Source organism: Streptomyces sp. NPDC107528 (assembly GCF_055639295.1).
Genome location: NZ_JBVKAV010000004.1, coordinates 398914 through 420748, shown reverse-complemented (window position 1 = coordinate 420748; position 21835 = coordinate 398914). Strand labels below are relative to the sequence as shown.

The 21835-nt window shown below is 68.6% G+C and carries 22 protein-coding genes and 1 tRNA gene; 8 read left to right on the top strand and 15 right to left on the bottom strand.

All coding sequences use genetic code 11. The annotated features are described in order from the left end of the window. The first annotated feature begins 57 nt into the window (after positions 1–57). Positions 58–942 carry a rhomboid family intramembrane serine protease gene (locus tag ACZ7L5_RS15600; RefSeq protein ID WP_328880508.1) on the top strand — a complete coding sequence of 295 codons (885 nt, stop codon included), beginning with the start codon at positions 58–60 and terminating at the stop codon, positions 940–942. A gap of 386 nt (positions 943–1328) precedes the next feature. On the opposite strand, the gene crgA is transcribed toward ACZ7L5_RS15600, so the two are convergent. After that, on the bottom strand, positions 1329–1583 hold the full coding sequence (gene crgA / locus ACZ7L5_RS15595; protein ID WP_328425900.1) for a cell division protein CrgA: 255 nt from the start codon (positions 1581–1583) through the stop codon (positions 1329–1331). 141 nt (positions 1584–1724) lie between these two features. Between crgA and ACZ7L5_RS15590 the strand changes: the two genes are divergently transcribed. The 6 genes from ACZ7L5_RS15590 to ACZ7L5_RS15565 are packed head-to-tail and all read left to right on the top strand — an operon-like array spanning position 1725 to position 6151. Beyond that, complete coding sequence (locus ACZ7L5_RS15590; RefSeq protein WP_362386007.1) at positions 1725–2501, top strand: DUF881 domain-containing protein; 777 nt, start codon at positions 1725–1727, stop codon at positions 2499–2501. Positions 2502–2525: 24 nt separating this feature from the next. After that, on the top strand, positions 2526–3251 hold the full coding sequence (locus tag ACZ7L5_RS15585) for a class E sortase (RefSeq protein ID WP_471517358.1): 726 nt from the start codon (positions 2526–2528) through the stop codon (positions 3249–3251). Between the two features lie 17 nt (positions 3252–3268). Then, positions 3269–3466, top strand: a complete 198-nt coding sequence (locus tag ACZ7L5_RS15580; RefSeq protein ID WP_164905044.1) for a hypothetical protein — start codon at positions 3269–3271, stop codon at positions 3464–3466. Next, on the top strand, positions 3463–4101 hold the full coding sequence (locus ACZ7L5_RS15575) for an aminodeoxychorismate/anthranilate synthase component II (protein WP_471517058.1): 639 nt from the start codon (positions 3463–3465) through the stop codon (positions 4099–4101). Before ACZ7L5_RS15580 ends, ACZ7L5_RS15575 begins: the two co-directional genes overlap by 4 nt. Then, entirely contained in the window at positions 4098–5375 is a 1278-nt protein-coding gene (locus ACZ7L5_RS15570) for a class E sortase (protein WP_471517057.1), read from the top strand. The genes ACZ7L5_RS15575 and ACZ7L5_RS15570 overlap by 4 nt, the downstream gene beginning before the upstream one ends. Positions 5376–5389: 14 nt before the next feature. Next, a complete protein-coding gene (locus tag ACZ7L5_RS15565; RefSeq protein ID WP_363041648.1) occupies positions 5390–6151 on the top strand; it encodes a class E sortase in 762 nt (253 codons plus the stop codon). Between the two features lie 103 nt (positions 6152–6254). On the opposite strand, the gene pknB is transcribed toward ACZ7L5_RS15565, so the two are convergent. The 6 genes from pknB to ACZ7L5_RS15535 form a co-directional block, all read right to left on the bottom strand. Continuing rightward, the gene (gene pknB / locus ACZ7L5_RS15560; RefSeq protein WP_471517056.1) at positions 6255–8282 is read right to left on the bottom strand and encodes a Stk1 family PASTA domain-containing Ser/Thr kinase; all 2028 of its coding nucleotides are present in this window, start codon (positions 8280–8282) and stop codon (positions 6255–6257) included. Between the two features lie 169 nt (positions 8283–8451). Continuing rightward, positions 8452–9930 (bottom strand): peptidoglycan D,D-transpeptidase FtsI family protein, encoded by a 1479-nt coding sequence (locus ACZ7L5_RS15555; RefSeq protein ID WP_471517055.1) that lies wholly within the window; start codon positions 9928–9930, stop codon positions 8452–8454. Further along, positions 9927–11369: an FtsW/RodA/SpoVE family cell cycle protein gene (locus ACZ7L5_RS15550; protein WP_471517054.1), complete on the bottom strand. Its 1443-nt coding sequence runs from the start codon at positions 11367–11369 to the stop codon at positions 9927–9929. Before ACZ7L5_RS15550 ends, ACZ7L5_RS15555 begins: the two co-directional genes overlap by 4 nt. Before the next feature lie 27 nt (positions 11370–11396). Further along, positions 11397–12983, bottom strand: a complete 1587-nt coding sequence (locus ACZ7L5_RS15545; RefSeq protein WP_467476961.1) for a Stp1/IreP family PP2C-type Ser/Thr phosphatase — start codon at positions 12981–12983, stop codon at positions 11397–11399. Between the two features lie 90 nt (positions 12984–13073). Continuing rightward, positions 13074–13592 carry an FHA domain-containing protein FhaB/FipA gene (locus ACZ7L5_RS15540; protein WP_328880500.1) on the bottom strand — a complete coding sequence of 173 codons (519 nt, stop codon included), beginning with the start codon at positions 13590–13592 and terminating at the stop codon, positions 13074–13076. 10 nt (positions 13593–13602) lie between these two features. Beyond that, a complete protein-coding gene (locus ACZ7L5_RS15535; protein WP_362386023.1) occupies positions 13603–14484 on the bottom strand; it encodes a DUF3662 and FHA domain-containing protein in 882 nt (293 codons plus the stop codon). 540 nt (positions 14485–15024) lie between these two features. Here ACZ7L5_RS15535 and ACZ7L5_RS15530 point away from each other — a divergent pair. Continuing rightward, positions 15025–15108, top strand: a tRNA-Leu gene (locus ACZ7L5_RS15530). Positions 15109–15363: 255 nt separating this feature from the next. Here ACZ7L5_RS15530 and ACZ7L5_RS15525 read toward each other — a convergent pair. From ACZ7L5_RS15525 to ACZ7L5_RS15490, 8 genes are read right to left on the bottom strand one after another with little or no spacing between them, the layout of a single operon-like run. Then, positions 15364–15939, bottom strand: coding sequence for a hypothetical protein (locus ACZ7L5_RS15525; protein ID WP_471517053.1), 576 nt, complete (start codon positions 15937–15939; stop codon positions 15364–15366). Next, positions 15929–16822: a phytanoyl-CoA dioxygenase family protein gene (locus ACZ7L5_RS15520; RefSeq protein ID WP_471517052.1), complete on the bottom strand. Its 894-nt coding sequence runs from the start codon at positions 16820–16822 to the stop codon at positions 15929–15931. Before ACZ7L5_RS15520 ends, ACZ7L5_RS15525 begins: the two co-directional genes overlap by 11 nt. A gap of 59 nt (positions 16823–16881) precedes the next feature. Continuing rightward, positions 16882–18165, bottom strand: coding sequence for an MFS transporter (locus tag ACZ7L5_RS15515; RefSeq protein WP_363041664.1), 1284 nt, complete (start codon positions 18163–18165; stop codon positions 16882–16884). Positions 18166–18180: 15 nt separating this feature from the next. Then, positions 18181–19740, bottom strand: coding sequence for an amino acid adenylation domain-containing protein (locus tag ACZ7L5_RS15510; RefSeq protein ID WP_471517051.1), 1560 nt, complete (start codon positions 19738–19740; stop codon positions 18181–18183). Then, entirely contained in the window at positions 19740–19982 is a 243-nt protein-coding gene (locus ACZ7L5_RS15505; protein WP_471517050.1) for a phosphopantetheine-binding protein, read from the bottom strand. Before ACZ7L5_RS15505 ends, ACZ7L5_RS15510 begins: the two co-directional genes overlap by 1 nt. Then, a complete protein-coding gene (locus ACZ7L5_RS15500) occupies positions 19982–21100 on the bottom strand; it encodes an acyl-CoA dehydrogenase family protein (protein ID WP_471517049.1) in 1119 nt (372 codons plus the stop codon). Before ACZ7L5_RS15500 ends, ACZ7L5_RS15505 begins: the two co-directional genes overlap by 1 nt. Continuing rightward, a complete protein-coding gene (locus tag ACZ7L5_RS15495) occupies positions 21097–21540 on the bottom strand; it encodes a GNAT family N-acetyltransferase (RefSeq protein WP_471517048.1) in 444 nt (147 codons plus the stop codon). Before ACZ7L5_RS15495 ends, ACZ7L5_RS15500 begins: the two co-directional genes overlap by 4 nt. Further along, positions 21533–21811 carry a ubiquitin family protein gene (locus ACZ7L5_RS15490; protein ID WP_365055445.1) on the bottom strand — a complete coding sequence of 93 codons (279 nt, stop codon included), beginning with the start codon at positions 21809–21811 and terminating at the stop codon, positions 21533–21535. The genes ACZ7L5_RS15495 and ACZ7L5_RS15490 overlap by 8 nt, the downstream gene beginning before the upstream one ends. Between the last annotated feature and the right edge of the window lie 24 nt (positions 21812–21835).

Sequence of the window (21835 nt, the reverse complement as noted above, 5' to 3'; positions counted from 1 at the left end):
GATGAGCGGGGCGATGTATGAGGACGTGCATCGCGTACGACGACCTAGGGGACCCTCATGGACCAGCCGGCAGGCAGCCCGCAGGACGCGCAGAGCCTGCCCGTCTGCTACCGCCACCCGGACCGCGAGACCGGCATCCGCTGCACCCGCTGCGAGCGCCCCATCTGCCCCGAATGCATGGTCAGCGCCTCCGTCGGCTTCCAGTGCCCCGACTGCGTCCGCGGCGGCTCCGGCACCGGACACGCCCCTGACGCCGCCCGCCCCCGCACCATCGCAGGCGGCACCATCGCCGCCGACCCGCGCCTGCTCACCAAGATCCTCATCGGGATCAACCTCGCGGTCTTCATCGCCGTACAGACCAGCACCGCGCTCCTGAACGACCTCGTCCTCATCGGCGCCTGGCCCCCCGCCCCCTTCAACCCCACCGAGGGCGTCGCCGAAGGCCAGTGGTACCGCCTGGTGACCTCGATGTTCGCGCACGAGGCCATCTGGCACTTCGCCTTCAACATGCTGAGCCTGTGGTGGCTGGGCGGCCCCCTGGAAGCCGCCCTCGGCCGCGCCCGCTACATCGCGCTCTACTTCTGCTCGGGCCTCGCGGGCAGCGCCCTCACCTACCTGCTGGCCGGCCCGACCACGGCCTCGCTCGGTGCGTCCGGCGCCATCTTCGGCCTCTTCGGCGCCACCGCCATCCTGATGCGGCGACTCCAGTACGACATGCGGCCGATCATCGCCCTGCTGGTGATCAACCTGATCTTCACCTTCGGGTGGAGCAACATCGCCTGGCAGGCCCATATCGGCGGCCTCGTCGCCGGCGTCGTCATCGGCTACGCCATGGTCCACGCCCCACGCGAGCGCCGGGCGCTGGTGCAGTACGGCACATGTGCGCTGGTCCTGGCCGCAGTGGTGCTGATGACCGTGCTGAGAACGCTCCAGCTCACCTGAGCTGCGGCGTTATCCACGTGAGCGGCGCTGTTGTCCACAGCGTGTGGTGGATCTTGTGCGCACGGTGTGGGAACAGCTTCGCCCCCTGTTCAAGCCCCACGTTTCCGCAGGTCAGACAGGGGGCGTACGTCCGTTCGAGAGCTCTTCAGGTGACCGGTGTGGCTGTCATACCGGCGTCAACCCCCGATGGGTTATCCACAGATCGTCGTCTTTTCCCCAGTCAGCTTGTGGAAATTGCTGCAAGGCTGTGGATAACTCAGCGGATAGTCCTGGGCAGAACTCTGTTCACCGCGAAGTGGCCGCCATGTCGACTGCCACGTCGACTGCCACATCGACTGTCTCTTCGTCCGCCGCTGGGGCTGCCGCTGAGGCTGCCGCCTCGACCGCTACTTCCACTGAGTGGAGACACCGAAGCCGGCGGCGATGAAGCCGAAGCCCACGACGATGTTCCAGTTGCCCAGCGCATCGAGGGGCAGCGAACCGTCGGTCACATAGAAGACGACGATCCAGGCGAGGCCGATGAGGAACATGGCCAGCATCACGGGCGCGACCCAGGCGCGGCTGTTCAGCTTGATCGCGGTCGTCTGCTTCGACGGCGGCGGCGTGTAGTCGGCCTTCTTGCGGATACGTGACTTCGGCACGAGGGTCTCTCCTGTCGATGCGCTGCGTGGCCGCGCAGGGAACTGTGGCTGGCTCGGGGCAGCGTACAAGGGGACTCTGATTGCTCCCCCGGGCGTCCGTTAGCGTAGTGCTTCCGCGGCGCCGAAGGAGATAAGGGTACGTTGAGCAATTCTGCCGACTCCCCCGGGGCTGGATCCAGCCCTGTACGCGGCCGATTCCGGCCGGTGCGGGTGCTGACCGCGGCCGTTTTCGCTCTCGCCGGGCTCATTTTCTTCACCAGCTTCAACACGGCCAAGGGCACCAATATCCGCACGGACGCCTCGCTGCTGAAGCTCTCGGACCTGATCCACGAGCGCAGCCACAAGAACGGCGAGCTGGGCGAGTCCAACGCGGCTCTGCAGGACGATGTGGAGGGCCTGGCCGAGCGCGACGACGGCAGCACCAAGGCCGAGGACGACAAGCTGGCGGCCCTGGAGCAGAACGCGGGGACGCAGAAGCTGACGGGCGAGGCGATCTCGGTCACGCTCAACGACGCTCCGCCGGACGCGACCGCCAAACTCCCCGGCTATCCCGAGCCGCAGCCCGACTACCTGGTCATTCACCAGCAGGATCTCCAGGCCGTGGTGAACGCGCTGTGGCAGAGCGGCGCCAAGGGCATCAAGGTCATGGACCAGCGGCTGATCTCCACCAGCGCGGTCCGCTGTGTCGGCAACACCCTGATCCTCCAGGGCCGGGTCTACTCACCGCCGTACAAGATCACGGCGGTCGGTGATCCGGAGAAGATGCAGCAGGCGCTCGCGGCCTCGACGGCGATTCAGAACTACATGGTGTACGTCAATGTCTACGGCCTCGGCTGGAAAGTCACCGAGGACGGGACGGTGACTCTGCCGGGTTACTCGGGCACAGTGGATCTGCAGTACGCCAAGCCCGTGGAGTGAGTGAGCCCCTCTCTGGAGCTGCCGGTGCGTGTCGTCGTCAGGACCGTCAGCGAACTGTGCATCACTGCCGGCACCGTGATCGTCCTCTTCGTCGTCTATGTACTGTTCTGGACCGGCGTGAAGGCCGACAACGTCATGGACGACCAGATCAGTCAGTTACAGGACCAGTGGGCGCAAGGGGCGGTACGCCCGACGGCCGCGGCCCCCGGCGGTTCGGCAAGTCCGGGCGCCGATACGACTCCGGGCGCGACCACGAGTCCGCCGAAGCCCGCCCCGTACACCGCGGACAAGCCCTTCGCGATCATGTACATCCCGCGCCTTGGTTTCACGTGGAACAAGCCGGTGCTCGAAGGCACCGCCACCAAGACCCTCAAGAAGGGCCTCGGCCACTACGCGCGCACCGCCCAGCTCGGTCAGAAGGGCAACTTCTCGGTCGCCGGCCATCGGCGCACGTACGGCGACCCCTTCAAGGACTTCCCAAGGCTGCGGGCCGGCGATGCGGTGGTGCTGACGGACGGTACGACCTGGTTCACGTATCGGATCGACAAAGGCCCTTACAAAACCGTGCCCACCGACATTGAGGTGATTGACCCTGTGCCCCGTAAGTCGGGGTACACGCGTGAAGGCCGGTATCTGACCCTGACCACGTGCGATCCCGAGTGGGGTCACAGTCACCGGCTGATCGTGTGGGCCCATCTCGACTCCACCCAGCCTGTGGAGGCCGGGAAACCGGAGGCGTTGCGCCGTTAGTCTGGTGGCTGTACGGCGTGAGTCTGGTGCCGTGGTGCGACGGAAGGGACGGCATGTACGGCTGGATCTGGCGGCATCTGCCGGGGAACGCGTGGGTGAGGGCGCTGCTCTCGCTCGCTCTGGTCGTGGCCGTGGTCTACGTCCTGTTCAACTACGTCTTCCCGTGGGCCGAACCGCTCCTGCCCTTCAACGATGTGACGGTGGACAATCAGTGAGCGCGCGCATTCTCGTCGTGGACAACTACGACAGCTTCGTCTTCAACCTGGTCCAGTACCTCTACCAGCTGGGCGCCGAGTGCGAGGTCCTGCGTAACGACGAGGTGTCGACGGCACACGCGCAGGACGGCTTCGACGGTGTCCTGCTGTCGCCGGGCCCGGGCACGCCCGAGGAGGCCGGGGTCTGCATCGAGATGGTGCGCCACTGCGCCGCGACCGGGGTGCCCGTCTTCGGCGTCTGTCTCGGCATGCAGTCGATGCAGGTGGCGTACGGCGGTGTCGTCGACCGAGCGCCCGAGCTGCTGCACGGAAAGACCTCGCTGGTCGAGCACGAGGGCCAGGGCGTCTTCGCGGGCCTGCCGACGCCCTTCACCGCGACCCGCTACCACTCGCTGGCCGCCGAGCCCGAGACGGTGCCGGCCGACCTCAAGGTCACCGCGCGGACGCACGACGGCATCATCATGGGCCTGCGTCATCGTGAACTTCCCGTCGAGGGCGTGCAGTTCCACCCGGAGTCCGTGCTGACCGAGCACGGGCACCGGATGCTGGCCAACTGGCTGGTGGAGTGCGGCGACCAGGGCGCGGTGGCGAGGTCGACGGGGCTCGCCCCGGTGGTGGGCAGGGCCACGGCGTGACCGCGCTGCGCCCCGAGCGCGAGTCCGGCGCCTCGTACGGGGAGTCCTTCACGGACTCCTACGGCGGCGTCGGCGACCAGGGCACCTCGTACGGGCAGCAGCCGTACGGGGCGTCGGGTGCGCTCGGGGAGCGGTACGGCGGGGAGGACCACGTCACTCAGGGGCAGGCGCACGGGGCGGGCGCCGAGGCTTACGGCGCCGACGGCTACGGCGGCGGATACACCTACGGCACCGACGGGTACGGCACGCAGCACCCCGGCGCCGACGGGTACGGCGCCGAGGGGGCCGCCGCGGCCCGGCAGCCGTACGAAGAACCGTATGCAGAGCCGTACATACCGCCCGCGGACGACGAGACGGTGGCCCTACGGGTACCGGATCCGCCGCCCCGCACCGGCCGCGTATCGGCTTCTGCCGCCTCTTCCGCAGCTTCCGCCACAGGAACCCCGGCAGGCGGCCGTGCGGCCCGCAGAAAGGCCGCCAAGCGGCGTCATGGGCGGCACGGCGGCTCACACGCGGCGTCGGAGTCCGCCGAGACGGGCTCGGAATCCTCTCAGGCCCCCCTCTCGCGCCTGGAGGCCCGCAGACAGGCAAGGGCACGAAAGCCCAGCCCGGGGGTACTCGCCAGCCGGGCGATCGGAGAGGTGTTCATCACCACCGGCGTGCTGATGCTGCTGTTCGTGAGCTACCAGCTGTGGTGGACGAACGTCCGGGCGCACGCCCAGGCGGACAAGGAAGCCAGCAGCCTCCAGAACGACTGGGCGAGCGGCAAGCGCAACCCGGGGACCTTCCAGCCCGGGCAGGGCTTCGCCATCCTGCACATCCCGAAGCTGGACGTCGTCGTCCCGATCGCCGAGGGAATCAGCAACAAGAAGGTGCTCGACCGGGGCATGGTCGGCCACTACGCCGAGGGCAAGCTGAAGACGGCGATGCCGGATGCCAAGACCGGCAACTTCGCGCTCGCCGGGCACCGCAACACCCATGGTGAACCGTTCCGGTACATCAACCGGCTCGCACAGGGCGACGAGATGGTCGTGGAGACGCAGGACAAGTACTACGTCTACAAGATGGCGTCGATCCTGCCGGTGACGTCGCCGAGCAATGTGAGCGTGCTTGAACCGGTTCCACCGGGGTCGGGCTTCACCGGGCCGGGCCGCTACATCACACTCACCACGTGTACGCCGGAGTTCACCAGCAAGTACCGGATGATCGTCTGGGGCAAGATGGTCGAGGAACGGCCGCGCAGCAAGGGCAAGCCGGATGCGCTCGTCAGTTAAAGGCAGATGAAAAAGTGGCAGCGACCACCGACGGCACCGAAGAGCAGACGGCCGCCCCCGCAGCACCGCGCCCCCCGGCACGCCGCCGCGGCAGGGGCCGGATCGCGACGGCGGTCAGCGTCTTCGGCGAACTCCTGATCACGGCGGGCCTGGTGCTGGGCCTGTTCGTCGTCTACTCCCTGTGGTGGACGAACGTCGTCGCCGACCGCGCGGCGGACAAACAGGCTGACAAGGTCCGTGACATCTGGGCCCACGAGGACGAGGACTCCGGCCGTCCCGCCGAGTTCGACTCCAAGAACGGCATCGGCTTCCTGCACGTGCCGACAATGAGCGGCGACGACATCCTGGTCGAGAAGGGCACGACGTCGAAGATCCTCAACGACGGCGTCGCCGGCTACTACACCGACCCCGTCAAGGCGACGCTGCCGACCTCGGGCAAGAAGGGCAACTTCTCCGTCGCCGCCCATCGCGACGGCCATGGCGCGGAGTTCCATAACATCCACAAGATCAAGAAGGGCGACCCGATCGTCTTCGAGACGAAGGGCGACTGGTACGTCTACAAGGTCTACGCCGTCCTCCCCGAGACCTCGAAGTACAACGTCAAGGTCCTCTCCGCCATCCCGAAGGAATCGGGCAAGACGAAGGCGGGGCACTACATCACGCTGACGACCTGCACGCCGGTGTACACGAGCCGGTATCGGTATGTGGTGTGGGGGGAGTTGGAGCGGGTCGAGAAGGTGGATGAGGAGCGGACGGTGCCGGAGGAGCTGCGTTAGCGGCAGCCCCCTTCAGCTCCTGTTCGTTGCCGGGCCGGGATGGATATGGCTGAGCCCCGGTGCCCTGTTCGGGGCACCGGGGCTCAGCCATTGATACCGGGGGTCAGTCCTCCGTGCGGGCCGACGTTCCCGTCACGCCGCCGAAGATCCCGCCGTTGCCGCCTCCGTTGTCGCCGCCTCCGTTGCCGCCTACGCCCAGAGTGGTCAGGGTGACCTGCGTGTTCGCGGGGTCGTCGACCTGCTGGTTGCCTGCCGGGTCCTGCTGGGTGACGAAGGCGTTGTCGTTCTGGTCACTGCCCTCGGCGAACTGGATGTTGGTGAAGCCGGCCTGCTGCAGGATCTGCTTGGCCTGAGCCACCCGCTGACCGACGACGTTCGGCACCGGCGTCTTCTGCTGGGCCTGCTTGCCGATCTGGATGGTCACCGTCGAGTTCTTGTCCACGGAGCTGTTCGCCTCCGGTGAGGTCGCGATGACCTTGCCGACCTGGTTCGGGTCCTGGGTCTCCACCTCGGTGCAGGTGCCGAGCAGGTCGTTGTCGGTCATCTGCGCCTTGGCCTCGTCACAGGTCTTGCCGAGGACGTCCGGGACGGTGGACTTCTCCTCCGCCTTGGCGATGGTGAGGGTGATCGTCGAGCCCTTCTCGACCTCATCGCCCTTGACCGGGTCCTGGTTGAGAACGGTGTTCTCCTCATCCGAGGACTCTCGGAACTTCGTCTTGACTACCAGCTGGTAGTCATCGCCTTCGAGCTGGGACTTCGCTTCGTCCAGATCCAGCCCGATCACGCTCGGCACAGTGACCTTCGGCGCACCCGTCGACACCACCAGATCGACCGAGGAGTTCTTGTCGACAGTGGTCTTGGGCTCGGGGTTCTGTTCGCAGATCTTGCCCGCAGGCTGGGTCTCGCACGGCTTCTTCGTGACCTCGCCCACCTTGAGGTCGCTGTTCGTCAGCAAACTCTCGGCGTCCTTCTGGGACTGGTTGACCAGGTTGGGCACGGGCACCGTGTTGTTCCCGACGCCGTCGCCGCTGAACACCCACCGGCCGATCAGGACCGCACCCACAAGGACCAGCACAGCCGCGACGACCAGCAGGATCGTCGAGGTGTTGGACTTCTTCTGCTGGCGGCGTCGGTCCGGGCGGTCGTCGTAGCCGTAGCCGCCGTCGTCCGGGTTCATGGGCGGCAGCATCGTCGTGGCGCCGCCGTCGGCGGAGCGCAGGGCCGTGGTCGGCTGGTCGTCCGGGTAGCCGCCGTAGCCCACCGAGCCCATGGCCGCCGTGGCGGCGACGGGCTGGCCGTCGAGGCAGGCCTCGATGTCGGCGCGCATCTCGTCGGCCGACTGGTAGCGGTAGTTCGGGTCCTTGGTCAGCGCCTTCAGGACGATCGCGTCCATCTCGGGCGTGATCTCCGGGTCGAAGACCGAGGGAGCCTGCGGCTCTTCCCGCACGTGCTGGTACGCGACCGCGACCGGGGAGTCGCCCACGAAGGGGGGCCGCACCGTGAGGAGCTCGTACAGCAGGCAGCCGGTGGAGTAGAGGTCCGAGCGGGCGTCGACCTGCTCGCCCTTCGCCTGCTCAGGCGAGAGGTACTGGGCGGTGCCGATCACGGCCGCGGTCTGCGTCATCGTCATGCCGGAGTCGCCCATGGCGCGGGCGATGCCGAAGTCCATCACCTTGACCTGGCCGTTGCGCGTCAGCATGACGTTCGCCGGCTTGATGTCACGGTGGACGATGCCGTTGCGGTGCGCGTACTCCAGGCCCTGGAGGATGCCGATGGTCATCTCCATGGCGCGCTCCGGCAGCAGCTTACGGCCGCTGTGAAGCAACTCACGAAGCGTGGAGCCGTCGACGTACTCCATGACGATGTACGGAATCGACACGTTGTCGATGTAGTCCTCGCCCGTGTCGTAGACCGCCACGATCGCGGGATGGTTGAGCGAGGCGGCCGACTGGGCCTCCCGGCGGAACCGGGCCTGGAAAGACGGATCGCGCGCCAGGTCCGCGCGCAGCGTCTTCACCGCCACGGTGCGGCCGAGCCGGGTGTCATGCGCGAGGTATACCTCCGCCATGCCACCACGGCCGAGCACCTGGCCCAGCTCGTACCGGCCGCCGAGGCGACGCGGCTCTTCCATAGCTACCTACCAGCCCTCTCCGTCGGTCCCGCCGTCACCCTTGTGGGTGCGGAGGTGTGCCGTCCGGGCATACCGTACCCGGCTCATCTTGTGTGACCTGGCCAAGCCCGTAACCCGATACAGGACCGGTATCGCAACGTGCACCGATGTGAAGGGGACGTGAGCGGGGTCACTTCTTGCTGTCGATGACCGCCTCCATCACGCTCTTGGCGATGGGTGCCGCGAGGCCGCCGCCGGAGATGTCGTCGCGAACGGCTTTCTCGTCCTCGACGACCACGGCCACGGCCACCGGCGAGCTGTTGTCGCTGAGCTTGGCGTAGGAGATGAACCACGCGTAGGGGTTCTCGCTGTTGTCCACACCGTGCTGGGCGGTACCGGTCTTGCCGCCGACCTTGTAGCCCTCGATCTGCGCCTTCTTACCGGTGCCGTCCTGGACGACCGTCTCCATCATCGACTGCAGGATCTGAGCGTTCGCCGGGGACAGCGGCTTGCTCATCTCCTCGGGGTCGGTCTTCTCGAGGGGGTCGTCGTCGTGCGTCTTGACCTCGTCGACCATGTACGGCTTCATCAGCGTGCCGTCGTTGGCGACGGCCGAGGCGACCATGGCCATCTGTAGCGGGCTGGCGGCGGTGTTGAACTGGCCGATGGAGGACAGTGCGGTCTGCGAGGGGTTCATGTCGTCGGAGAAGATCGACGCGCTGGTGCGGACCGGCGTGAACTGCTCCTCGGTGAAGCCGAACTTCTTGGCCGTCTCCAGCATCTTGTCGTTGCCGAGGTCCGAGCCGACCTTGCCGAAGACGGTGTTGCAGGAGTACTGCAGGGCCACCCTCAGGGTCGCGTTCTTGCAGGGGATGTTGCCTTCGTTCGGCAGCTTGGTGGTGGTGCCCTCCATGACCCACGGGTCCGGCGAGTCCGTCTTCGCGTCGGCGTCCGTGTACAGGCCGTGCTCCAGTGCCGCGGCGGCGGTGACGACCTTGAAGGTCGAGCCCGGCGGGTAGACCTCGCGCAGGGCCCGGTTGAGCATCGGGTCGTCCGGGTTGTTCTTCTTCTGGAGCTTCTGCCACGCCTCGGTGTCGGTCGTCGTGGAGTTGCCGGCGAAGGACGAGGGGTCGTACGACGGGTAGGAGGCCAGCGCCAGGATCTTGCCGGTCGACGGCTCGATGGCCGCGACGGCGCCCTTCGCGCCCTGATTCTTCAGACCGTTGTACGCGGCCTTCTGCGCGGCGCCGCTGAGGGTGGTGACGACGTTTCCACCCTCCTTCTCCTTGCCCGTGAGCATGTCGAGGGTGTTGCGGAAGAACAGCCGGTCGTCGTTGCCGGTGAGGATGCCGTCCTCGATGGACTCCAGCTGGGTGGCACCGAAAGCCTGCGAGGTGTATCCGGTGACGGGCGCCCACATGGGGCCGTTCGTATAGGTGCGCTTGAACTTGAAGTCGCTGCCCGAGGTCTCGTCCGAGCCGGTGATGGCCTTGCCGTCGACGATTATGTCGCCGCGCGGTGTGCTGTACCGGTCGATGACGACGCGGCGGTTGTTCTTGTCGGTCCTGAGCTCGTCGGCCTGGACGTACTGGATCCAGTTGTCGCGGATGAGTAGTGCCAGGACGAGGAGTCCGCAGAAGATCGCGATCCGGCGCAGGGGCTTGTTCATGACGGGCGGACCACCTGGGTCATCTCGGCGTCGGGGTTGGGCGCGGGGGCGGGCGCGGGGCGTCGTGCAGTGTCGCTGATGCGGAGCAGGATGCCGATCAGGGCCCAGTTGGCGATCACCGAGGAACCGCCGTACGCCACGAACGGGAGGGTCATACCGGTCAGCGGGATGAGGCCCATGACACCGCCGGCCACGACGAAGACCTGGAGGGCGAAGGCGCCGGACAGCCCGACGGCCAGCAGCTTGCCGAACGGGTCGCGGGCCGCGAGGGCCGTGCGCACACCGCGCTCGACGATCAGCCCGTAGAGCAGCAGGATCGCCATGACGCCCGCCAGGCCCAGCTCCTCGCCGAAGGTGGCGAGGATGAAGTCGGAGTTGGCGGCGAAGCCGATGAGGTCGGAGTTGCCCTGGCCGAGGCCGGTGCCGAGGGTGCCGCCGGAGCCGAAGGCCCATAGGGCCTGCATGGCCTGTTCGGAGTGGAGGATGCCGTCCTGGACGCCGGCGCGGGAGAGCGCGAACTCGCGCGCCGGGTCGAGCCAGGCTTGCACACGCGTCTGGATGTGCGGCTCGAAGCTCGCCACACCCACGGCGCCCACCGCGGACATCAGCAGACCGAAGACGATCCAGCTGGTCCGCTCGGTGGCGACGTACAGCATGATGACGAACATCCCGAAAAACAGCAGGGATGTACCGAGGTCGGTCTCGAAGACCAGGATGAGGATCGAGATGACCCAGACGACGAGGATCGGACCGAGGTCACGGCCGCGCGGCAGGTACAGGCCCATGAAGCGGCGGCTGGCCAGGGCCAGGGCGTCTCTCTTGACCATGAGGTAGCCGGCGAAGAAGACGGCGAGGACGATCTTCGCGAACTCACCGGGCTGGACCGTGCCCAGGCCGGGGATGTTGATCCAGATCTTGGCGCCGTAGATGTTCGCGCCGAGTCCGGGCACGAGCGGAAGGACCAGCAGGAACAGGGCGCCGGCCATGGAGATGTACGTGTAGCGCTGCAGGACGCGGTGGTCCTTGAGGAAGATCAGCACGACTACCAACAGGGCGACGCCCAACGCCGAGTACAGCAGTTGTCGCGGCGCGGCGTCGGCGTAGTTGCTGAGTCGCTTCGACTGGTCCAGACGCCAGATCACGACCAGGCCCAGGCCGTTCAGCAGGGTTGCCAGGGGCAGCATCAGGGGATCGGCGTACGGAGCGAATTTCCGGACGGCCAGATGACCTATGCCTGCGAGCAGGCCCAGACCGATGCCGTAGCTCAGCAGGCCGGCCGGTACCTCGTCATTGATCGCCAACCCCACATTGGCGTAGGCGAATACCGGGATCACGACCGCGAACACCAGCAGTGCGAGCTCGGTGTTGCGCCTGCTCGGCGCGCCGATGGCGCCGATCGTGGACGTGTGGTGCGTCGACGGGTTCGTAGTACTGCTCATCGTGTGACGGGGCCTCTCACGGCTTGCCTACTGCGTACCGCAGTTCGAGACGACCTTCTGCTCTTCCTCCGAGAGAGTGGGGCCGGGGTTTGGCGTCGCAGTCGGCGTCGGGGAGGTGGAGTTGGACGGGGGCGGGGACTTGGTGGACGCGGACGGATTCGGCGTCGGTGTCGCCTTGGACGTAAGGGAGGTACGGGTGGTTCCCGTGGTGCCTCCGGCCTCGCCCTCGCCCGTCTTGGAGTTCTGCTCGCTCTGGGCGGCCTGCTGCTCGGACCGCTTCTTGCACGCGGAGGCCTGCAGCGCCAGCTCGTCGATCTTCGCCTGGGCGTCCTTGAGGCCGCCCTCGGTGATGGTCCCCTCGACGAGCTTCTGCTGGTACGGCGGCAGGTACTTGAGTTCGATCTCGGGGTGGTCCTTCTCCACCTTCGAGAGCGAGACCCAGGCCAGGTCCTGGCTGATCCCGCGGTACAGGGCGACGTGTTCCTCGTTGGTGCCGACGTAGTACTGGGTCTGCGTCCAGCGCCAGCCGCCGTACAGGCCGCCGCCGATGACGGCGAGGGCGAGAGCCGAGTAGAAGGATCTCTTCAGCCAGGTGCGGCCCTTGCGGGGCTTGACGAAGTCGTCGTCGGTGTAGTCGCCGAAGCCGCCCGCCGGTACGTAGCCGGTGGTGTCGCCGGAGCCGGGCGGGCCGAACTCGCCGCCTCCGCCGCCCTGTCCGGGCACCTGGCGGCCGAGCCCGGAGGCGCGGCCGGCGGGGGTCTGCATGATGCCGTTGTCGTGCAAGTGGTGCTGCTGGTTCTCGGCCACCGCGCCGACCACGACCGGGGTGTCGGACAGCTGCCCGGCCAGGGTGTCGCCGGTGTCCAGGTCGAGGACGTCGGCGATGATCACGGTGATGTTGTCGGGGCCGCCGCCGCGCAGCGCCAGCTGGATGAGCTCCTGGACGGTCTCCTGAGGGCCCTGGTAGCTGGCGAGGGTGTCCTCCAAAGTCTGGTGGGACACCACGCCGGAGAGGCCGTCGGAGCAGATCAGGTACCGGTCGCCGGCGCGGACTTCACGGATGGAGAGGTCGGGCTCGACGTGGTCGCCGCTGCCCAGCGCGCGCATGAGGAGGGACCGCTGCGGATGCGTGGTCGCTTCTTCCTCGGTGATGCGGCCCTCGTCGACGAGGCGCTGCACCCAGGTGTGGTCCTGCGTGATCTGCGTCAGCACACCGTCGCGGAGCAGGTACGCGCGCGAGTCGCCGACGTGGACGAGGCCGAGGCGCTGTCCGGTCCACAGCAGGGCCGTGAGCGTGGTGCCCATGCCCTCCAGCTGCGGGTCCTCGTCGACCATCCCGCGCAGCTGGTCGTTGGCGCGCTGCACGGCCGTACCGAGCGAGGTGAGGATGTCGGAGCCGGGGACGTCGTCGTCGAGGGCGACGATGGTGGAGATCGCCTCGGAGGAGGCGACCTCGCCCGCGGCGGCGCCGCCCATGCCGTCGGCGATGGCGAGCAGGCGGGGTCCGGCGTATCCGGAGTCCTCGTTGCCCTCCCGGATCATGCCTTTGTGCGATCCGGCGGCGAAGCGCAGTGACAGACTCATGCGCACCTCGCCCGTCGGCTCCGGGTACATCCGCACGGTGCCCACCCTCCGGTCGGGAGCGCGCCGGGGCCCCTGGTGGGGGCCGCCACTGCGTGCTCGCTCCGCTCGCTCATTGTCGTACTACTTCCGCAGCTCGATGACGGTCTTGCCGATGCGGATCGGCGCGCCCAGCGGAATCGGTGTCGGGGTCGTGAGCCGCGTTCGGTCGAGGTACGTGCCGTTGGTGGAGCCCAGGTCCTCGACGATCCACTGGCCGTCGCGGTCCGGGTAGATCCTGGCATGCCGGCTGGAGGCGTAGTCGTCGTCCAGCACGATCGTGCTGTCGTGCGCTCGGCCCAGGGTGATGGTCTGCCCCTGGAGCGCGACGGTGGTGCCGGTGAGGGTGCCTTCGGACACGACCAGCTTGGAGGGGGCGTTACGGCGCTGGCGGCCGCCGCCGCCCTGCTGGCCGCGCTGCTGCGGCGGCGTCGCCGCCTGACGTGCGGCCTGCTGCGGCCGTGCGGCCTCGCGACGCGATCCGCGCTGTGTGACGCGCGTACCGAACAGGTCGCTGCGGATGACCTGCACGGCCACGATCACGAACAGCCACAGGACGGCCAGGAAACCCAGCCGCATGACCGTGAGGGTCAGCTCTGACATTGCCCCCGCTTCACCCTTCGGCTTGCCGGTAAATGATGGTGGTGCTGCCCACGACGATCCGCGAGCCGTCGCGGAGCGTAGCGCGGGTGGTGTGCTGCCCGTCCACCACGATGCCGTTGGTGGACCCGAGATCCGCGATCGTCGAGGGCGTTCCGGTCCGGATCTCACAGTGCCGGCGGGAGACGCCGGGGTCGTCGATCCGCACGTCGGCGTCGGTGCTGCGGCCCAGCACCAGCGTCGCGCGGGAGATCTGATGGCGGGTGCCGTTGATCTCGATCCAGTAGCGGGTGCGACCGCCGGCCGCGGGCGCGGCGGGGGGTCGCTGGCCGCCCGCGGGCTGCGGGTAGCCGTAGCCGCCGGGGCGGCCGCCGGGCGGCGGCGCGGCCGGCATGGGCGGGGCGCCCGCGGGTGCGGCGGCCGGCGGGTAGCCGTAGCCGCCCTGGGCGCCACCGCTGCCACCGGGCCGCCCGGCCGGGGCGGCGGGTGCGGGGGCGGGCTGGCCGCTCTGCTGGTCGGCGGAGCCGGCGAGCGTGCGGCTGCGTACGCGGTACAGGCCGGTGTCGAGGTCTTCGGCCTTCTCCAGGTGCACCTTGATCGGGCCCATGAAGGTGTAGCGCTGCTGCTTGGCGTAGTCGCGGACCATGCCGGCGAGCTCGTCGCCGAGCTGGCCGGAGTAGGGGCTCAGACGCTCGTGGTCCGGGGCGCTGAGCTCCACGATGAAGTCATTGGGGACGACCGTGCGGTCGCGGTTCCAGATGGTCGCGTTGTTGTCGCACTCGCGCTGGAGCGCTCCCGCGATCTCCACGGGCTGGACCTCGGACTTGAACACCTTGGCGAAGGTGCCGTTGACCAGACCTTCGAGACGCTGCTCGAACTTCTTCAGGACTCCCATGGGGCACCTCCTCCGTTGCCTGCTTCGTCCTTTTTCCCGCCGGGCGGGCACTGCCTTACCTGGTACTGCTTACTGATCGTATCCACGCGCCGGTGAATCGGCTGGTTCCCCCTGTCGGCCCGGTCGACAGGTGTCGACGCCCTCGAAGTTCCCTGTGGAGCTCCCCTTCGAACTCCTCACGGACACAGTCTTGCCATGGATCGTAGAGGCGGCCGGAGACCAGTGTCCCGCACCTGACTGTGGACCCCGACCGGCTCCTGGGGAGATGCGCGTTACCGGTACGAGGTTGATACGTGAACAGGTTCTCGTTGATACGGAGCGCGGGGCACCCCTTCTCGGCCGGTCCGGGGCGGGCCGTCCCGGACCGTGCTGGTGGGCGACTGTACGGCCGCCGCAGGGCATCCGCACGGCCTGCGCATGCCCGCTGCACGGCGGGCTGCCTGGGGATAAGGGATGTGAATCCACCCTGGACGGCGTGCTAATGTTCTGCGTGTCGGAAGGCGCCGGACCGCAAGGGAAGAGCCCGAGGACACACCCAATGCGCGGGTGGCGGAATAGGCAGACGCGCTGGATTCAGGTTCCAGTGCCCGCAAGGGCGTGGGGGTTCAACTCCCCCCTCGCGCACCGTGAAGAACGGGTCTCTGCAGATGGCGGAAGTCATCGCAGGGGCCCGTTTCTCGTTTCCATGATCGTTGTGAGGCATCACACAGCCTGCCCGATCACCCCACCGCCCCTGGCGCGTGATCTATCTCACGGGTGGCGACCGTCTCTGTCGCGCCCCCTGCGGGCCGGATTTGATCTTCCGCCGGCGAGTTCCCGTCCCGTCCGATGACGCCGAGCCCGCCGGGGCGGGGCGGGCTCGGCGACGCCGGGTGCGCCCTATGCCCGTTCGAGCACCTGGGAGAGCGTGAGGAACGCTCTGGTGCGGTCGGGCCGTGGGGTCTCGGAGACCGGGCGCAGATGCCATCGGGCCGCCGGAGCCCGCTCATGGCCCGCCCCGTCGGCGGCAGTGACGATGTCGTCCTCGAAGACCTCGGTGAAGGCGTAACCCTTCGCCGCGTCGCCCAGGACGGGGCAGTGCTGCACCGCGAGGCGCAGGCAGGCCTGGTGGATGGCGGCGGACGTGATCACCGGTGAGCCGTCCTCGGGCCGTTCGAGCGCCACCCAGGCGGTCGGGGCGAGGTCCTGTCCACACACCTGGCAGCCCCACAGGCGGCGGCACAGCTCCGCCTTCACCCGCTCGACCTCCCGGAAGAGCGGCCCGCCGTCTCCCATCGGCGTGACCCAGGGGAAGGGCAGGCCGGCCACCACGGGGCGCGGCAGTCCGGCCGGGTTCTGGAACTCGCTCCCCTTGTAGCTGGGCGGGTGGACGTAGATGACGTCCTTCATACGCTGGCCGTCGTCCCGGTCGCGCAGGTAGACGACCCTCTGGCCCGGTCGGGCTTCAGCGGGCAACGGTGCCCTCCTGCAGCCGCTCGATCATGCGCTCGGTCGTCGCGAGGGGCGCCTCCCCCGAGGAGGCATCCGCCGCGTCGACGCCCGGCCGGTCGTTCCAGGTCTCGTGCCCTGCGAAAGGTATGGTCTCGGCCGGCATGTACCGGGGCAGCTTCCGGTAGGTGTTCACGCCGTCGGCGGGCTCGCCGCGTACCAGCACCGGATCGAGGTACAGGCCCTGGCTTTCGATGCGGGTGGACGTCGAGATGTATCCGATGTCCAGTCCGCAGCGCCGCTTGGGCGAGGTGTTCGCCTCGGAGCAGTGCAGCAGGTGCGGGTGGTGGATCGAGACGTCACCGGGGTTCAGTTCGATGTCGACGACGCCCTTCTCCGCGGCCCACTGGGAGACCAGGTCGGTATCGGCCTCAGAGAAGAGCATGTTGGGCTTGTCCGTGCGCAGGTTCGGCGGGTGCAGCGGCAACTTGTGGCTGCCGGGGATCATGCGCAGGCACCCGTTCTCGGTCGTGCTCTCGTCGATGGCGAGCCAGACCGTCAGGGCCCGCATCGGCGCCAGCTTCCAGTAGGCACCGTCCTGGTGCCACAGGACCGGCTGACCGTCGTACGGCGGCTTGCAGATGTAGTGCGCGGTGAAACAGGCGAGGTTCGGGCCGAGGAAGTGCTCGCCGATGTCCACCAGCCGTGGGTCCGACACGAGCCGTACCCAGAAAGCGTCGTTACGGATCAGTGGATGGTGGAAGTGCTCGGGTCGCAGGTCCGGGTACCTGGCGGTCAGCCACTCGACATGGCTGCGCGCTTCGTCCAGAAGATCCTCGGGAATGACGTTGCGGATGATCGCGAAGCCGCGCTCCTCGTACTCGGCGGCGGCCTGCTCCAGTGGGGTCATGTCTGTCTCCGAAAGAACCGTTCGTCGTTGCTCTGGGGTGGTCGAAACGTGCGCGGCGCTCACACCTCCCACTCGGCCGGGAGCGTGCGGTGGCGGCGCAGCGGGGAGAACAGCAGCAGGACGAGGGGAAGGGCCATGACCAGCCCGCCGGCCCACAAGGCGGTACCGGTGGACCAGTGGCCGGCGATCAGACCGCCCGCGAGTGCCCCGAGCGGGGTCGCTCCCTGGATGACGACGCTGTAGGCAGCCGTCACTCGTCCCATGTACGCGTCGGGGGTCACCCGTGCGCGGAGTCCGGCGGTGGAGACGGCCCTGCCGACGATGGCGATGCCGATCAGGACCTGCGCCACGGCGATGAGCGGCACCGCGGCCTGACGGAACACTCCGGCCAGTGGGGCCGCGAGCACGGCGAACGGGGCCAGCGCGGAGAAGATCAGCGTCATGCGGATCTCGCCGAAGCGGCGGCGCAGTCGAGGGGCCAGCAGGGAAGTGGCGAAACCGGCCACGGCCCCGAGGGTGGACAGCAGCCCGTACAGCCAGGCAGCCACGCCGATGTCCTTCAGGAGGAAGACCGGCAGCATCGACAGGAGGATGCCCGCGCCGATGTTGTTGAGCGCCGCCTGGTTGAGCAGCAGCCGCAGCAACGGCTGCCGGAACAGGACACGAATGCCGTCCTTGATCTCCCGCCCGAACTTCGGGTCGGACTCGCCCTTGGCCCGGGCGATGTCGCCCTTCGGGTGGATCCCCCGCAGCAGCAGGAGCGACGCGAGATGGCTCAGCGCGGCGAAGCAGTACAGGACCGGAGCGGCCACGCTCTGCGTCAACACGCCCGCGACGCTGGGGGACACGGCCTGGATGGCCGTCTCGGAGCTCTGCAGCCGGGCATTGCCGTCCGCCACGCGCCGCCGGGGGAGCACGTAGGGCAGCACACTGCTGTGTGCCACGTCGAAGAAGACGCCCGACAGGCTCACCACCAGGGCCACCACGACGAGTTGGGCCACCGTGAGAGCGTCCAGGAAGTAGGCGATCGGCACGCTGGCGAAGGCGGCCGCGTACGCGATGTCGGCGCAGATCAGCACCGGCTTCTTGCGCCAGCGGTCGATCCACACCCCGGCCGGCAGCCCGATGGTGAGAAAGCCCGCCCGGCTGCACATGAAGATCAGGCTCATCGTCAGTGGACGGGCGTGCAGCAGGAGCAGCGCGGTGACCGGCAGCGCGAAGGAGGCCACCTCGGCGGCCGCGTACCGGAATCCGTTCGCCGCCCACAGCCGCCTGAAATCAGGGACCTTGAGGACTTCGACCGAGTCGTCCGGGGGGACGCCGACCGATGCGGAGAGCGACACAGGCACGGCCTTTCTTCAGTGGACGATCGTCAGGCCGGGGCTGTCGCCGAGAGTCGGCCGAGCGGCAAGCTCGCTGAGCGCGTTGCGGTCGACCTTGCCGTTGGAGTTCCTCGGCAGCTCGCCGGTGGCCAGGACGATCCGCTGCGGGATCATGTAGTGCGGCAGCCGTTCCCGCAGCAGGTCGGGCAGTGCCTTGACGTCGTCGACGCCGTCCGTGCTCACGAACGCCGTGAGCACGGTGGAGAAGAGGGCGTCCGGTGTGGCCACGACGACGCATTCGTGGACGCCGTCGAGGGAGTGCAGATGCCGCTCGATCTCGCCCAGTTCGACCCGGAACCCGCGCGACTTGATCTGCGCGTCCCCGCGGCCCATGAACTCGAACTCGCCCGCCGTGTTCTCCCGGACCAGGTCCCCGGTGGCGTACCACCGACGTCCGTCCGCGGTGTGGACGAAGGCGCGGGCCGTCTGCTCGGGGTCCAGGTATCCCTCCATCAGCATGCTGCCGCGGACCAGCAGTTGCCCCGTACTGCCGGAGGACACCGGTGCGAGTGCCTCGTCGACCACGACGACCTCGGCACCGGGCAGCACCCGGCCGACGGGGATGACCGCGTCGAGCGGCTGGGGTCCCCGGATCTCGTGGAACGTGCATACGTTGCTCTCGGTCGGTCCGTACACGTTGAGCAGCCGTATCTCCGGTACAGCCGCGAACAGGGCGTTCACGTCACCCGGCGGCAGCACCTCGCCGCCCACCACGGCGGCGCGCAGCGACCCGAGGCTCGGCAGCAGGTCCTTGCCACGGCGGGCGAGCCAGATCAGGGTCGAGGTCACCGCGTACCAGACGGTGCCGCCGACCTGCCGGCAGAAGTCGATGTAGGCCGCGGGGAAGGGGGCCGCGGAGGCGGGCATCAGCGCGACGGCGGCTCCGACCCGCGCCGCGCCGAAAAGGTGCAGCGTGGTGGGGTCGAAGTGCAGGGGCGCCGAGTTGATGATGACGTCCTGCTCCGTGAGCCGCAGCTCGTCGACCGACCAGGCGACGAAGGCCGAGGCACTGGCATGGGTGTGCACCACACCCTTGGGGTGGCTGGTGCTGCCGGAGGTGTGGAACACGTAGGCGAGGTCCGGCAGCGGGGGGCGCGCAGCGGTCGCCGGAATCGCGAACCACAGGGGGGCGTCCGCCGGGGACCCCGTGGGCAGCGGCCGCCAGGTGAGGTCGGGCGCCACGGTGTGCCACTGGTCGCGGGCCGTGGTGTCGGTGACGACGACGCCGGGGCGGCTGCGCTCGACGATGAGCCGGGCGCGGGCGATGGGGCCGTCCGGGTCCACGGGCACGTATCCCGCCCCGGAGCGGAGGATGCCGTGTACGGCGGCCACCGCCGTACAGGACTTCGCGCCGTGCCAGGCGACGCAGTCCCCGGGCCGTACGCCTGCCTCGCGCAGCGCCTGTGCGATGTGTTCGGCCATGGCGTCCAGCCGGCTGTAGCTGAGGCTGCCGGTGCCGTCGATGACGGCGGTGCGCTCGCCGTGGCGGGCGGCGGTCGTCCGCAGGTCGTCCACCAGTGATCGGCCGGGACTCATCAGTGCCCCTTGGACTTCAGGAACGTCCGGATGGCGAGCGGGGTCTCGAAGTGCGCCGGGAGGATCTCCGAGTCGCGGATGGTGACGGAGAACTCCTTCTCCAGCAGCGCCACCAGGCTCAACAGCGACAGGGAGTCGATGATGCGGTGGGCGATGAGCTGGGTGTTCTCGTGCACCTCGGCTCCCGGCGCCACCTCCCGGACCGTGGCCAGCACGGTCCGCAGCACGGAGTCGTCATCCATCACAAGCCAAGCCCTTCCGCGATGATCTTCATCTGCATGTCCGAGGTCCCGGAGTAGTACCTGCTGGCGACGGCGTCGGCCAGCAGGTCGGTCGCTCCCGTCTCCGGCAGCAGTGCGTAGCCGCCGTACACGTCCGGAAGTTCCTCGCAGAACCGGTTGAACTCGGTGCTGACGTGGAGTTTTGTGAGCGAGGAGCGGCCGTGGTCGAGGGTGCCGGTGTCCGCGTGGCGGGCCGTGGCGTGGAGCAGTTCGCGTGCGCTGGTCAGGCACACATGCATACGGACCAGGCGCCGGCGGATCGTGTCGTAGGAAGCGAGCGGATGTCCGAACTGGCTCCTGGACCGGGCGTGTTCGACGGCCCGGCGCAGTGCTCGGGTCATCAGCCCGAGGGCCGGGGCGAGGATGAACGCCCGCTCGTGTCGCATGGCGTGCATGAGGACGGCGAAACCGCCGCCGGGGCCGCCGAGCACGTCGCTGTCGTCGAGCACGCAGTCGTCGATGTGCACAGAGCCCAGGTCCGCACCCGCCAGCCCGGTCTTCTCGATGACTGTGCCCACGTGCAGGCCCGGAGCCCCCCGGGGTACCAGGAAGGCGGTGAGTCCGGACAGGGCACTGCCCTCGGCGGTGCGGGCGAGGATGAGGAACACGTCGGCGGTCGGCCCGTTGGTGATGAAGGTCTTGGCGCCGTTCAGCCGCCAGTGGCCCTCGTCGTCGCGGTCGGCGCGGGTGCGCAGGGACAGCAGGTCGGAGCCCGAGTCGTACTCGGTGGCCGCGAAGGCGCCGACCGCGGTGCCGGCGATGAGGGGGGCCAGGTACCGATCGTGCTGGGCCTTGGTGCCGAACTCGAGCAGGGGTTCCTGGCAGGCCCACATCTGTGCCGCCATCGCGAAGGGCGGGCCGCTCAGCCCGGTTTCCTCGGCGAGCGCCTCCAGGGCCAGACACGCTGCCTCGTAGCCGGCGCCGCCACCGCCCGCGGACTCGGGGACGGCCAGGGAGAGCAGGCCCTGAGCCGCGGCCGTACGCCAGAGGCCTTCGCCCTCCGGATACTTGGCCGCCCAGGACCGCAGCCCGGCCAGCCAGCCGGCGAACTCCTGCGAAGGAGGCGCAAGATATGTCATTGCGGCTCACCCCCCTCCCGGACGGGCCACCGGAACACGTGGTGGGACTCGGACAGGCCGAACCTGTCGAAGGTGGACGGGCGTTGGCCGAGCGAGGCCAGCGCCAGCAGCTCCCGGTCCGTGCCCACGCCGAGGCTGGTCGCCAGCCAGGCGAAGATGTGCTCGGCGATACCCGTGCCCCGGACGTTCGGCCGGAGCTTGATCTCGTGGAGGATCAGTCGGCTCTTCCCGTCGGGCCGTAAGCGACCCAGGGCGGTGAGAGCGAAGGCCGCGGTGACCCGGCCCTCCGCCTCGGCGACGTAGTGCGTGGTGCCGGGCGCGGTCGCGCGGTCCGTCACCCGGTGGGCGAACAGTTCGACGTCACCGGCCCCGTAGATCTCACGGAGCGCTCCGGCGTCGTCCGCGGTCGCCTCACGGATGATGGGCGCCGGGCTATCCACCGGCCACCGCCGACATGATCATCACGGTGGTCCGTGGCTCGACGACCACGTCCAGCGAGCCGAGGTCGCGGATGTTGTCCTCGCCGAGGTAGACGCTCACGAAGGGGAGGAAGCCCCCGGAGCTGTCCGCCAGGCGCTGACGCAGCGCCGGATGACGCTCGTAGACCCTGTCGATGACCTGCCGGAACGTGCCCACGGGTACCTGGAACTTGGTCTCACCGCCGGCGAAACGGGCGAGGGGCGTGGACAGGACGACCTCGACCTCGGACACTGCGTTCTCCTTCCGGTGCTGCTC